Origin of the sequence: Halorubrum sp. SD626R (genome assembly GCF_001261915.1) — an archaeon.
Classification (GTDB): domain Archaea; phylum Halobacteriota; class Halobacteria; order Halobacteriales; family Haloferacaceae; genus Halorubrum.
On record NZ_CVRT01000092.1, the window covers coordinates 1 to 12,261 of the forward strand.

Below are 12,261 nucleotides of genomic sequence, written 5' to 3' on the forward strand. Positions count from 1 at the left end.
AACTGGCTCGAAGCCTTCGCCGTCTATCACAATTCACGCCAAACTTAACGCGACCAATCGGGGGTTTGAAATCGGCCGACCGACATCGACCCGGAGCAAACTGGTAACCATCAGAGTAGATTACCGAAAATAGGTTCATTACCCGCTCGGCGGCGTCACCGGGCTCGGTTGGACCGTCTCGCTCCTCTGCTGTCTCACGACCGTCATCGGGTACGGCAACGCCCTCGTCACGCGGCTCAGCGTCGACCCGCAGTCGTTCCTGTACGCGGGAAGCCTCCTGTTCGTCGCGACGCTCGGCTCGAACCGACTCCAGCGATCGGCGGCGGAGCGCGAGCGGTTCCCGCCCGAAGGGGAGCAATCGGAAACCGAATTGGCGTAGTCCGCGACCGGCGACCGCGACGGACAAGGCTTTGACGCGCGGGCGCCGACCCCGAACGAATGCCGACGATCGACTGCGACCCGGCGACCGCGCGGGCGAGCCTCGAAGACGCCGGCGTCCGGATCGACGACGGGAACACCGCCCACGAGCGGTGGCGCGCGGAGCGCGAGGGCGCCGTCGCCGTCGCGTACGACGGCAAGGTCGTGGTCCAGGGGAGCGACCCGACCCGCCTGACGAACCTCATCCGCGAGGGGGGCGGCCGCTCGCACGTCTACTTCGACGGCGCCTCCCGCGGGAACCCCGGTCCGGGCGCGGTCGGCTGGTGTCTCGTCACGTCCGACGGCGTCGTCGCCGAGGGCGGCGAGCGGATCGGCCGAGTCACCAACAACCAGGCCGAGTACGCCGCGCTGATCCGGGCGCTGGAGGCGGCCGACGAGTACGGCTTCGACGAGATCGACGTCCGCGGCGACTCGGAGCTGATCGTGAAACAGGTTCGCGGCGAGTGGGACGCGAACGACCCCGAACTCCGCGAGAAGCGCGTGCGCGCCCGGGAGCTGTTAGAGCGGTTCGATCGCTGGTCGATCGGCCACGTTCCGCGGGAGATAAACGCGCGCGCCGACGATCTGGCGAACGAGGCACTCGATGACGCGAACTAACGACGAACCGCCGGAGTGGGCGAAGGAACGGGCGCGGGAGGTGATGGCGGCCGAGGCGGACGCCGCGAGCGACGAGGCGGGCGACGCCGAGGGCGGCGCGAACGCCGAGAACGCCGACGACACCGGCGACCGGGTCCCGGACGTGCCGGTCGAGGTCGTCGACGAGGCGGAGCGGCTCACGCGGCTCGCCCGGCGGGCCGAGGGGGACGCGGCGGCCGCGTTCTACCGCGAGCGCCGCGACGAGCTAGCGGCCGAACACGACTACGTCCCGCGGCTCCGCGAGGACGACGACACCCTCGTGTTGTACCCCGACGAGTGGATGGACGACGGGACGGTGCAGCTCGATCGGATCGAGACCACCGACCGGGCCGTCGAGGTGTCGCTGTCGGGACCGGGCGACGCCGACCGGTACGACGAGGTCGCCGCCTACAACGGGGCGGTCGCCGACGCGGTCGCCGAGGCCCACGGCGAGCCGCACGCCGACACCGCCCGCAGCTTCGCGGCGTTCATGAGCAATCACTACGTGCGCGCCGTCGACGACGCGACCCCCGAGGTGCGCGAGGAGTTCCGCGAGGAGTACCTGCCGCGGAACGGCTGGCCGACGGACGAACAGCTCGCCGTCGTCGAGGAGTCGCTGGCAGTGATCGAGTCGGTCGCCGCCGAAGTCGACGGGCCGGAGGAATCGTAGCCGAGGCCCGGACCGCCGAGGTCGGCGCCGTCGGCGATGGCGCCACCGAGGGCGGCGGCGAGGCTCGTCGGTTCGGAAGCGCGCGGTTTTCACCGCGCGTCGTGTGCCAGAACGGTGTCGGTTGCGCGCCGGTACGTCTCGCGGGCTCGCCGCGCTACTCGTCGAGGAGCGCGCGGACCTCGTCGGCGCGCTCCCCGTCGGTGACGAACCGGTCGAGGACCCACTCAAGCTGGCCGAGGACCGCGTCGTGGCCGGCCTCGGTCAGCTCGTACTGGTTCGTCCGCTTGTCGAGCTCGCTCTTCTCGACGAACCCGTCGGCGACCAGGTCGTCGAGGTTCGGGTAGAGCCGCCCGTGGTTGACCTCGGAGCCGTAGTACGATTCGAGCTCGCGCTTGACCGCGAGCCCGTACATGGGTTCCTCCGAGAGGATCGCGAGGATGTTCTGCTGGAACGCCGTCAGGTTCGACGCCGGCCGCGGTGCCTCCGCATCAGTGACTGATTGTGCCTCTGACATAGATATCCGGAGGGTTCCCGAACTTATAACCTTTCTCAAGGTTCATCATCGTTTAAATGTCTAATCCGGCCGAACCCCCCGAGCGGTTGCCGCTATCGGTGACTGCGGCGACGAGACCGGTGATCCGGGTGACGACCCACATCTGACTGATTTTCGACAGACACGCCGTATTCGCAACGATCCGTCGGAAACACCGGGTGTTTTGAACAGAATACGACATCCGATCAGCTGATTAGTCTCGCCGAAAGCGGTCAGAAAGGCGGGGGAGCGTGTCCGATACGACGCCGCCTCGTCGACGCCGAGAACCCGAAAGGACTTTGCTACCGATGGACCGAATGTCGGTCACATGGTCAACCTCTGGGAGGACCTCGAGACGGGCCCGGACGCGCCCGACGAGATTTACGCGGTCGTCGAGTGTCTCAAGGGCGAGCGGAACAAGTACGAGTACGACAAGGACATCCCCGGCGTCGTCCTCGACCGCGTGCTCCACTCGAACGTCCACTACCCGTACGACTACGGGTTCATCCCGCAGTCGTACTACGACGACGAGGACCCGTTCGACGTGATGGTGCTCGTCGAGGACCAGACGTTCCCCGGCTGCGTCGTCGAGGCCCGCCCCGTCGCGCTGATGAAGATGGACGACGACGGCGAGCAGGACGACAAGGTGATCGCGGTGCCGACCGAGGACCCGCGGTTCGACCACATCGAGGACTTAGGAGACATCCCGCAGCAGATCCGCGACGAGATAGACGAGTTCTTCTCGACGTACAAGAACCTCGAGGCCGGCAAGGAGGTCGAGACGCTCGGGTGGGAGGACAAGGCGGCCGCGAAGGACGCGATCGAACACGCGCAGGACCTGTACGACGAGGAGTTCGGCGGATAGTGCCGGCGTCGGGGAGATAACTACCGGACATCGCGTCCCGCGGCCGGGATGCGTTATGCCTATGGGTAATTTTTAGTCGGTGCCTCGCCTACGCGTAAACAGAGCCATGAGCGCGAGCACGCCGCCCGTCGGCATCGATCACCCGACGGTCGTCCCCGCTAACTTCGAGCCCGAGGCCGCCGACTCGGACGACGCGTCCGACGGCGACGCCGACGGGTCGAGCGCGTAGGCGCCGGGCGTCGCGACCGCCGCGTCAGGCGTTCTCGACGACCGCGGACAGCCGTCGAGCGTCGGCGACGAGCGACTCGAACCGGTCGTCGACCCACTCGACCACCGCCGAGTCCGTGGACTCCAGCACGCACCGGGGGTTGTTCCGGCGGTCGTACGCCGTCACGCAGGCGACGTCGTCCCGCCTGAACAGCCCGTACTCGATCGGCTCGGGCGAGACGTAGACGGTCGCGTCGTCGTCGTCGAGCGCCCGGTCGGTCGCGCGGGCGAAGTCGGCGACCGACGTCTCGACCACGTCGCGGTCGATGACGAGCTCGACCTCCGCGCCGGCGTCGAGCGCGGTCGCGGCCGCCCGGTTGAACTGCTGGATGACGACCGGCGAGACCGCTCGAATCTCGGCCTGGCGGCCCTCCCGGAGGATGTCGGCGATCCGGTCGACCGCGGCGAGCGGGTTCCGGTCCGTCGCGACCGTCAGCTCGCCGGCGTCGACGGCTTCCGCGGGGAACCCGGCGCCAACGCGTTCGAGGTCGGCGGCGAACCCGCCGTAGCGGTCGGCCAGCTCAACCTCGTCCAGCAGGGTCTCGTACGCGTCGTGGACCCGCTCCCCGGTCGCCGTCACGCGGTACGCCGCGTCGCGCTTGACGACCCAGTCGCGCTCGCGGAACCCCCCGAGGATCCGCTGGACCGTCGTCCGGGTCGCGTCGACCGCGTCCGTCAGGTCCGTCGGACGACGCGGCTCCCGCCGGAGCGCCCGGAGGACCGCGACTCGGACCGGCGAGCCGGCGAGGTACTGAGCGCCGTCGTGTCCGTCGTCGGACGTCATCGTGTACGGGAGGTATACGAGCACCGCACGCTTAACCGTACCGCGCTACGGACGGTACTGGAACGAGACGACGGTGCCGATGGTGTCCTCCCCGTCGATCGTCTCCGTGGTCACGGTGACCCCGGCGACCGCGTCCGCGCCGAGCGCCTCCTCGATCACGGCGCGGAGCGCCTCGGGATCGGCCCCCTCCCGGAGGACCGGGACGCGCACCCGCTGACGGTTGACCGCGACGTCGCCGAGGTCGTAGTCGGTGTGCTCGAACGCGTCCCGCACCGCGACGGCGATGTCGGTCATGCGAGGCGGTTCGCGGGTGAATAATAAAAAGCTGGTCGAGGCCGGTTGAGTCGGACCGCCGCCGAATTTCTCCCGATTCGGCCGGCTCACCCGTGGAGCTCCGCCGAGATACCAATTCTGATAACTCGCGGGGGAGATTCAAGTCTGATGACGGGCTGATTGGTACCATGTTGGTAGAGACGGCGGTGTTCGCCGCTGTGGCAGCGCTGATGGGGGTATCGACCGTCGCGTTCGTCGCGTTCTCGCTGTTGGGGGACCACGAGAACGAGTACTTCCTGCTCCCGCCGGCGATCATGTCGATCGCGGGGCTCTCGTACGCCGGGATGGCGGCGAGCTCTGGCGGGGTCGCCTTGGAGGGGCTCGTCGTCGAGCTCCGGTACCTCGACTGGGCCCTGACGACGCCGCTCATCGTGTTACACATCGCGGTCGTCGCGGCGGCCCCGCGGAAGACGATCGCCGCCGCGATGGGCGCCGACGCGCTCATGATCGGGGCCGGCTACGCCGCGACAACCGCGGCGACGCCGGGGGTCAAGTGGGGCGGGTTCGCCGTCTCGTCGGTCGCGTTCCTCGCGGTGGTCTACCTCCTGCTCACGACCGTGACGGACGGCGTCCGCGACGAGAGCGCCGCCGTGCAGGGCACTTTCCGGACGCTCCGGGACCTCACCATCGCCCTGTGGTTCGTCTACCCGGTGATCTGGCTGCTCAGCGGCTCCGGGGTCGGCGTGATATCGACCGCCGACTACCACTTCATCATCGCCGTGCTCGACACGACCGCCAAGATCGGCTTCACCTCGATCGTCACGTTCAGCATCACCCGCGTCGGCGACCTGTTCGCCGAGAGCGAAACGACGACCGCGACGACCGCCGCCTGAGACAATGACCGATACGACCACTTCCGGTTCGGTACTGACGCGTAGCCTCAACACCAAGAGCTTCCTCGGCATCGCCGGGTTCGCGCTGCTGCTCGGGGTGACCGTGTGGACCCGGTGGCTCTCGATCCGCGGGTCGATACCCGCGGAGGCGGAGTCCGCCGTGCTGTCCGCGCTGGTGACGACGCTGTTCGTCGCGGTCGTGGGGGCGTCGCTGCTGACGATCACGCTCGTCCGCGACACCGCCGGCGCGCTCGGGTTCCTCAACGAGAAGGCGGCGCGGATCGAGGACGGCGAGTTCGACGTGAACCTCGACGCGCCGCGGTACGACGAGGTCGGCCGGCTGTTCGCGGCCGTGCGCTCGATGCGCGACGCCATCGCGACGCGGATCGACGAGCTGGAGACCGCCCAGCGGGAGGCGGAGACGGCGCGCGCGGAGGCCGAGCGACAGGCGGAGTCGCTGGCCGCGAGCGCGGAGCGGATGAGCGAGACGTTCGACGCGGCCGCCGACGGCGACCTCTCCGTGCGGGCCGACGAGGACGTCGACGCCGAGGCGCTGGCGACGATCGCGGCGTCGTTCAACGACATGATCAGCGACGTGGAGGCGACCGTCGAGGGCGTCCGGTCGTTCGCGGCCGAGGTCGACGAGGCCAGCACCGAGATCGACGACACGGCGCGGCGACTGGCGGCGCAGGGCGACGACGTCGTCGAGGTGATCGACGGGATCGCCGACAACGCGGGCGACCAGTACGACACCGTGCGGGACGCCTCCGGCGAGCTCTCCGACCTCTCGGCGTCGATCGAGGAGATCGCCTCCTCCTCTGACGAGGTCGCGACGAAGTCGGCGAACGCCGCCGAGATCGGCAACGCCGGAAACGACGCCGCCACCGAGGCCGTCACCGAGATGGAGGCGATCCGCGAGCGGACGGCGGCCTCGATCGAGAAGGTCGAACAGCTGGAGTCGGAGATGGACCGCATCGGCGAGATCGTCACGCTGATCGACGACATCGCGGAGCAGACGAACATCCTCGCGCTGAACGCCAACATCGAGGCGGCCCGGGCCGGTGGCGGCGGGGCCGGCGGGGACGCGAGCGAGGGGTTCGAGGTCGTCGCCAACGAGGTGAAGTCGCTCGCGGAGGAGACCGCGGAGAAGACCGACGAGATCGAGACGCGGATCGAGACGCTGCAGTCGACCGCCAGCGAGACCGTCTCCGAGATGCGCGAGACCGGCGAGCGCGTCGAGCGCGGCGTCGAGACGATCGACGACTCGGCGGAGCTCCTGCTGGAGATGGTCGACACGGTCGAGGACGCGAACGACGGCGTCCAGTCGATCAGCAAGGCGACCGACGAGCAGGCGACGGCGACGGAGGAGACCGTCGCGATGATGGACGAGGTCGCGGAGCTGAGCGAGGCGTCCACCGCGGAGGCCGCGGACGCCGCCGAGCTGGTCGAAGAGCAGAACGACGACCTCGACGCGGTGAGCGACCGGATCGACGACCTCTCCCGTCGGACGCGCCGGCTCCGAGAGCGGCTCGAATCGTTCGACGGCGGCGACGGCGCGGTCGCGGGGCCCGACGCGGCCGGCGCCGTTCCGGGCGCCGCCGACGACGACTGAGCCGACCCCCCGAGGCGCCGCCGGCGACCGGACCGGCTCCTCCGAACGCGCTCGTTTCTCACGCGTACGCGTCGTACTCCTCGCCGAACAGCGCGAAGTACGCGACGCCGACGAGCCCGACCGCGCTCGCGAGCCCGAAGGCGACCGTGGGGTTCCCGGCGACGGAGACCTCGGTCCCCGGGATCGAGAACCCACCGTAGATCAGCCCGCCGAGCGCCGCGCTCGGGATGACGACCGCGTTGCGGAGGAGGTAGTACGACCCCGAGACGCGGCCGCCCGCGTCGCGCTCGGCGGGCCCGACGATCAGCGCCTTGTGGGCGGGGAGCCCCGCGAACCGGAGCCCGGAGAACGCGAACAGCGCGACGACGAGCGGCGCGGTCAGGGGCGTGTCCGCGGGGACGTTGATGAGCAGCACCGGGAAGACCGCGTACACGAGGAAGCCGAGCGCGACGACCGGCTTGAGTCCGACTCGCTCGGCGGCCCGCGCCGCGGGCGGCATGGAGACGAGCGCGACCAGCATCTCGATCGCCAGCAGCACGCCGAAGAAGGCCGCCGGCGACAGCGAGACGGGGCCGACGTCGATCCCCACCTCGAGGAACCGCGTGATCACGATGACGAAGAAGACGTACACCATCCCGTTCGCGAACCGCACCAGCGTGTCGGCGACGAGCAGCGGGCGGAGCTCCGGCGGGAGGCGCCGGAGGTCCGCGAACACCTCGCTCACCCCCTCGAACTCCTTGCCGAGCGTGTCCTCCTCGGCGTCGTAGAGGACGTGTTGGAGCGCGGTGGCGACGACGCCGAACAGCAGCGCCACCGCGAGCACGTACTGGAAGCTCACGGTGAAGTCGGCGGCGTACTGGATGATCCCCGCCGCGATCAGCGGTCCGATCAGGAACGCAGTCCGCCGGAACACCTCCGTGCTCGCGAACCCGCGCGCCAGTCGCTCCGGCGGCACGGACTGCTTGACGATCGCGAACGTCGCTCCGAGGCCGAACGACTTCCACGCCTGCGCGAGGAAGAGGCCGACGAAGATCCAGATCCACGGCTCGAAGACGACGCCCGCGACGGTCACGGTCCCGAGGGTCGGCGCGGCGAGCCACACGCCGAACCCCAGGCTCGACACCAGCCCGAACAGCGTGAGCGCGACCCGCGACCCGATCCGGTCCGAGAGCCGACCGCCCGGATACGGATACACCGCGCCGATGACGTTGCCGACGGTTCCGAACAGCCCGATGACGAACGCGCCCGCGCCCAGCGCCGACATGTACTCCGGGACGTACCGGTTCGTCATCTGGAACCCCAGGCTGAACGCGAACATCGCGAGCGACAGCACGAGCACGTCGCGCCGCAGCGAGAGGAACTGGCGGAACGGGTCGAAGAGGTCGACGTCGTCGCCCGCTCCCATACCGGGAACAGTGACGAAACGACCTTCAATACACCGGTGATACGGCCGAGGGAGGCCCGAGAGGTCGAGCGACTCGACCGATAGCGGATTTATTCATAATATCTAAAATTCAAATATGTGAAACCGGTTGCCGCAAAACAACTTGTTCTTTAATTACGCGCGATTTTTTGTGAAATATGCACGAGAGTGTAGCGGAGTACGTGGCAGAGCACCCGAAAATGGCCGGCGTCCTGTTCACCGCGCTGCTGCTGCTGACGCAGGCGGCGCCGGCGGTGGCAAACCAAGGCGCCACTACGGCAGGTCCGTAAGCGTAGAAAGCCTGTCGTTCCAAGTGAGTTCGCCGCCGTAGAATATCGGATTATTTTCCATATTTAGAAACGTATTAACTTCGTCAGTGTCAACATTTTTTACTGTTATTTTTGATGGTATTATATGGTTCTCATCATCGCGATCCAAGTTAAGATATGTCATAGAGCCAACTCCATACGGTCCATTCGGGAATCCCTCTACGGTCAGGTTCCACTGGTTCGTCCTACTTTTTTCCAAATTAATTACAAAAGCTACCCCACTTCGACTTTGACAGATCGTCGTCCCGCCGTCGCCGACGACGATGTACTGGTGGCCGGTGATCAGCTCTCGCTTCGCCACGTGAAGCGCTGTTCGAAGGTTGAAGCCGCTGTTCATCAGACGCGCGATGATGCGGCCGAGCTGGGTCGCCGGCGAGTTCGCCACGTCGGAGAGGGTGACGATGCCGCCGCGGGAGCCGCGGTGGACGAGGGCCTCGCCCTGCTGGTACGACTGGCAGGCGTTGAGCAGGAAGGCGCTGACGCCGACGTCGAGCTCCTCGTCGGTCAGGTCGAGGTAGTCGTCGGTACACTGCATCCCGCGGTCGTCGACGTGGCCGACGTAGTGGAGGAAGTCGACGTCGGACCGGAGCGCCTCGCGCATCTCCTCGCGGGTGAGGTCGTGGCGCACCTCGATGTCGAACTGGACCATGTCGCGGAGGCCGTACAGGTCCGCGACCGCGCCCTCCTCGCGCATCTGCTCGTCGTTGCAGACGACCAAGACGGAGATCCGCGACTGCTCGACCGCGCCCGCCTCCAACCGGCGGTGGTACGCGTCGAGGGTGGCCTTGTTGGCGTCGAGCGGGACGCCGTCGCCGACCCACGCGTGCTCGACCGTGTCCACCGGCTCCGGCCGCACGAAGTCGGCGTCGGCCGGCACCGCGCCGCAGTCAGGCGGGGCGTCGGCACCTCGAACGGGATCGGTCTCGGCCGCGCCCCGGACGAACTCGTCCGGGCCGGTCGACGCCGGAACCGGCGCGGGATCGCCGTCCGGCCCGCGGAAGAACCCGACGCCGCCCCCCTCGCTCGCGGTCGCCGGGGTGGCCGTTTCCGGCGACCGAACGACGGAGAGCTCGCCGGCGACGAACGGGAGCATCTCCACGTTCCCGGGGTCGGGTCGCACGTCGGTCGTCAGCGTCCACTGCGGGAGCTCGGGCTCGACGCGCTCGAAGGGGACCGCGAGGTACTCGCCCAGCCGCTCCGCGAGGGGGAGGTCGTACAGCCGGCCCCAGTCGAGGTCGACGTCGGTCGTCCGCCGCTCGTGGAGGTCGACCGGGTAGAACCCCTCGGTGCGAGCGAGGCAGTCGAAGTGGAACGACTGCCGGAGGACCTCCGCGGTCCGTCGCTCGAAGTCCGGCGCCAGCGGGTGGCTCCAGCCGTCGCCCTCGATCCGGGGCTCCGCCCCGGGGACGACGTCGGCCGCGAAGTAGTACGCGAGCGGAACGACCGGGTAGAGGGACTCGTACGTCGGCGGCACGACGATCCGGACCCCGGAGTCAGGCGGTTCGATCGGGTCGGGCACGCGGAGCTCGTCGCCCGGCTCGATCAACGGCGGATGCCCGCGGAGGGTGGGGAACGACCGCTCCGGGCTCGTCGTCTGGAGCGCGGAGCCGAGCAGCGAGACGGTGCCCATCAGCGACTCGGGGTCGGTCGGGGTCTCGATCGTCCCGGCGGGCACCTGGTGGAGCGAGCGGAAGCCGAGCGCGACCTCGCTCGGCGCGTCGAGGTCGACGCGCGTGGTCCGCTCGGTCGTCGACACCGAAAAGCCCGCGTCGAACGCCAGGTACAGCTTGGTCGGTGCGGGGTCGATGCCGACGTGGTACGTCCCGGGCGGCATGTCGTAGGCGTCGCCCCGGGTGAGGAGCGCGCCGTCGCCGTCGCGGGTCTCGACGACCGCGACGCGCGGGATCTCGACGGACGCCGTCTCGACGGTGACGCTGGCGTCGACGGGAAAGTAATGGGCGTTCTCGGGGGTCGCGACCGGCTCGACGGCCCGGTCGGTGTACACCTCGAACTGGGTGTTCTCGATGTGGTCCGTGACCGCGAGTCCGGCGCCGTCCGACAGCGGGTCGATGTCGATGCTCATGTGAGTGGACCGCGCCCGACCGCCGGTCGGGCCGGTCGGGTCACCGAGTCCGGTTCGGCCGGTCGAGGGGCGAGACGGACCGGAGCGCTCGGCGAACGCGACCTTCGATACCGGTCTCTCGGCCGAGACGGCGATAAAGCTTGTGTCGGTGGATCGCCGTAGACCGAACGGATAAAGGGGCGGCCGGCCCACGTTCGCGTAATGATCACGCTTGGAACGGCCCGCGCCCCGCCGGGCGAGACGGACACGGGCCGTCTCGAAGTGGGCGAGACGCGGGACGGGAGCCCCGTGCGGCTGCCGGTCGCCGTCGTCAACGGCGCGGCGGACGGAGAGACCCTGTACGTGCAGGCGGTCAGCGACGGCGACGAGCTCAACGGGTTAGGCGTCGTCAACCGCGTCGTCCCGCGGCTCGATCCGACGGCGCTGTCGGGCGCGGTCCTCGTCGTCGGCATCGTCAACTACTTCGGGTTCCAGGTCGCGGAACACCGGAACCCGATCGACGACCGGAAGATGAACCGAGGGTACCCCGGCGACGAGGACGGGACGACAAGCGAGCGGATCGCCCACGCGACGTTCCAGGCGGCGAAGCGCGCGGACTACATCCTCGACCTCCACCAGGGGTCGACCAGCCGGATGATAAACGAGACCCGGGTGCGGTGCGGGATCCGCCACCACCTCCACGGCGACTGCTTGGAGCTCGCGAAGGCCTTCGGCTGCGGCCACGTCCTCGACATCAAGGGCCCGGACGGGCAGCTCGCGCGGGCCGGGCCGGAACACGGGATCCCGACGATCGACCCCGAGCTCGGCGGCGCCGTCGGCTGGGACGAGGAGTCGATCCGGTACGGCGTCGAGGGGGTGTTCAACGTGCTCCGACACCACGGCTTCCTCGACGGCGACGTCGACCTCGAATCGCAGATCAGGGCGCGCGGATTCGACCAGTACGGGTCGCCCGCGGGCGGCCTCGTCCGGTTCCAGCGAGACCTCGGGGAACGCGTCTCCGCCGGCGACGCCCTCTTCGAGGTGACCGACACCTTCGGCGAGTTGAAGGGCCGCGTGACCGCCGACGACGACGGGATCTTCTGGCGCACCCGGCGGCTCCCGCAGGTCGCCGCCGGCGAGTACGTCTGCTCGGTCGGCACCAACGTGGACAAGTACTGATGGCGGCCGACGACGAGCCGGCCGGCAGAAGCGAGGGCGGCGCGACGCCGAGGCGGCTCGCCTGTTCCGACTGCGGCGCGACGTTCGCCGACCGGTGGCGCTGCGAGTGCGGCGCGCCCCTGAACTTCGCCGATCCGCCGGTTCCGGACCGACCGGCGCCGGAGCCGGGTCGCCTGTCGCCGGATCCGGAGAAGGGGGACGAATCGCTCGACGCTCGCGACGGGCTCTGGGCGTTCGCGGACTTCCTCGCCGTCGGCGACGACCCCGCCGACCGGGTGACGCTCGGCGAGGGGACGACGCCCCTCGTCGAGCCTCATCA

Annotated in this window: 12 protein-coding genes and 1 pseudogene; 8 read left to right on the plus strand and 5 right to left on the minus strand. The window is 69.1% G+C overall.

The features are described from left to right. The first annotated feature begins 438 nt into the window (after positions 1–438). Both rnhA and SD626R_RS09810 read left to right on the plus strand, forming a co-directional pair. A complete protein-coding gene (rnhA, locus tag SD626R_RS09805) occupies positions 439–1,035 on the plus strand; it encodes a ribonuclease HI (RefSeq protein WP_092566138.1) in 597 nt (198 codons plus the stop codon). Continuing rightward, positions 1,022–1,723: a DUF7108 domain-containing protein gene (locus SD626R_RS09810; RefSeq protein WP_092566140.1), complete on the plus strand. Its 702-nt coding sequence runs from the start codon at positions 1,022–1,024 to the stop codon at positions 1,721–1,723. The genes rnhA and SD626R_RS09810 overlap by 14 nt, the downstream gene beginning before the upstream one ends. A gap of 154 nt (positions 1,724–1,877) precedes the next feature. Here the strand turns inward: SD626R_RS09810 and SD626R_RS09815 are convergent, their stop codons facing one another. Further along, entirely contained in the window at positions 1,878–2,237 is a 360-nt protein-coding gene (locus SD626R_RS09815) for a PadR family transcriptional regulator (RefSeq protein ID WP_092566142.1), read from the minus strand. 346 nt (positions 2,238–2,583) lie between these two features. On the opposite strand from SD626R_RS09815, the gene SD626R_RS09820 reads away from it, so the two are divergent. Further along, positions 2,584–3,120, plus strand: coding sequence for an inorganic diphosphatase (locus tag SD626R_RS09820; protein ID WP_092566144.1), 537 nt, complete (start codon positions 2,584–2,586; stop codon positions 3,118–3,120). A gap of 106 nt (positions 3,121–3,226) precedes the next feature. Further along, complete coding sequence (locus SD626R_RS17265) at positions 3,227–3,349, plus strand: hypothetical protein (protein ID WP_255310145.1); 123 nt, start codon at positions 3,227–3,229, stop codon at positions 3,347–3,349. A gap of 24 nt (positions 3,350–3,373) precedes the next feature. On the opposite strand, the gene SD626R_RS09825 is transcribed toward SD626R_RS17265, so the two are convergent. Together SD626R_RS09825 and SD626R_RS09830 are read right to left on the minus strand one after the other, a co-directional pair. Beyond that, entirely contained in the window at positions 3,374–4,171 is a 798-nt protein-coding gene (locus SD626R_RS09825) for a helix-turn-helix transcriptional regulator (protein ID WP_092566158.1), read from the minus strand. Positions 4,172–4,216: 45 nt separating this feature from the next. Then, entirely contained in the window at positions 4,217–4,465 is a 249-nt protein-coding gene (locus tag SD626R_RS09830; protein ID WP_092566146.1) for a hypothetical protein, read from the minus strand. 167 nt (positions 4,466–4,632) lie between these two features. Between SD626R_RS09830 and SD626R_RS09835 the strand changes: the two genes are divergently transcribed. Together SD626R_RS09835 and SD626R_RS09840 are read left to right on the plus strand one after the other, a co-directional pair. Beyond that, on the plus strand, positions 4,633–5,337 hold the full coding sequence (locus SD626R_RS09835) for a bacteriorhodopsin (protein WP_092566148.1): 705 nt from the start codon (positions 4,633–4,635) through the stop codon (positions 5,335–5,337). A 4-nt stretch (positions 5,338–5,341) separates the two neighbouring features. Continuing rightward, complete coding sequence (locus SD626R_RS09840) at positions 5,342–6,949, plus strand: methyl-accepting chemotaxis protein (protein ID WP_092566150.1); 1,608 nt, start codon at positions 5,342–5,344, stop codon at positions 6,947–6,949. 58 nt (positions 6,950–7,007) lie between these two features. Here SD626R_RS09840 and SD626R_RS09845 read toward each other — a convergent pair whose 3' ends face one another. Next, on the minus strand, positions 7,008–8,354 hold the full coding sequence (locus SD626R_RS09845) for an MFS transporter (protein WP_092566152.1): 1,347 nt from the start codon (positions 8,352–8,354) through the stop codon (positions 7,008–7,010). Between the two features lie 291 nt (positions 8,355–8,645). Beyond that, a complete protein-coding gene (locus SD626R_RS09850; protein ID WP_092566154.1) occupies positions 8,646–10,784 on the minus strand; it encodes a caspase family protein in 2,139 nt (712 codons plus the stop codon). Between the two features lie 201 nt (positions 10,785–10,985). Between SD626R_RS09850 and SD626R_RS09855 the strand changes: the two genes are divergently transcribed. Together SD626R_RS09855 and SD626R_RS09860 are read left to right on the plus strand one after the other, a co-directional pair. Beyond that, on the plus strand, positions 10,986–11,942 hold the full coding sequence (locus SD626R_RS09855) for a succinylglutamate desuccinylase/aspartoacylase family protein (protein ID WP_092566156.1): 957 nt from the start codon (positions 10,986–10,988) through the stop codon (positions 11,940–11,942). Next, positions 11,942–12,261 (plus strand): annotated as a pseudogene (locus SD626R_RS09860) (hypothetical protein); the annotation flags it as partial. The gene SD626R_RS09855 and the pseudogene SD626R_RS09860, both read left to right, overlap by 1 nt.

Bases quoted from the DNA above. Each gene is read 5' to 3' on its own strand.
- rnhA (WP_092566138.1), top strand. From the start codon at position 439: ATGCCGACGATCGACTGCGACCCGGCGACCGCGCGGGCGAGCCTCGAA.
- SD626R_RS09810 (WP_092566140.1), top strand. From the start codon at position 1,022: ATGACGCGAACTAACGACGAACCGCCGGAGTGGGCGAAGGAACGGGCG.
- SD626R_RS09815 (WP_092566142.1), bottom strand. From the start codon at position 2,237: ATGTCAGAGGCACAATCAGTCACTGATGCGGAGGCACCGCGGCCGGCG.
- SD626R_RS09820 (WP_092566144.1), top strand. From the start codon at position 2,584: ATGGTCAACCTCTGGGAGGACCTCGAGACGGGCCCGGACGCGCCCGAC.
- SD626R_RS17265 (WP_255310145.1), top strand. From the start codon at position 3,227: ATGAGCGCGAGCACGCCGCCCGTCGGCATCGATCACCCGACGGTCGTC.
- SD626R_RS09825 (WP_092566158.1), bottom strand. From the start codon at position 4,171: ATGACGTCCGACGACGGACACGACGGCGCTCAGTACCTCGCCGGCTCG.
- SD626R_RS09830 (WP_092566146.1), bottom strand. From the start codon at position 4,465: ATGACCGACATCGCCGTCGCGGTGCGGGACGCGTTCGAGCACACCGAC.
- SD626R_RS09835 (WP_092566148.1), top strand. From the start codon at position 4,633: ATGTTGGTAGAGACGGCGGTGTTCGCCGCTGTGGCAGCGCTGATGGGG.
- SD626R_RS09840 (WP_092566150.1), top strand. From the start codon at position 5,342: ATGACCGATACGACCACTTCCGGTTCGGTACTGACGCGTAGCCTCAAC.
- SD626R_RS09845 (WP_092566152.1), bottom strand. From the start codon at position 8,354: ATGGGAGCGGGCGACGACGTCGACCTCTTCGACCCGTTCCGCCAGTTC.
- SD626R_RS09850 (WP_092566154.1), bottom strand. From the start codon at position 10,784: ATGAGCATCGACATCGACCCGCTGTCGGACGGCGCCGGACTCGCGGTC.
- SD626R_RS09855 (WP_092566156.1), top strand. From the start codon at position 10,986: ATGATCACGCTTGGAACGGCCCGCGCCCCGCCGGGCGAGACGGACACG.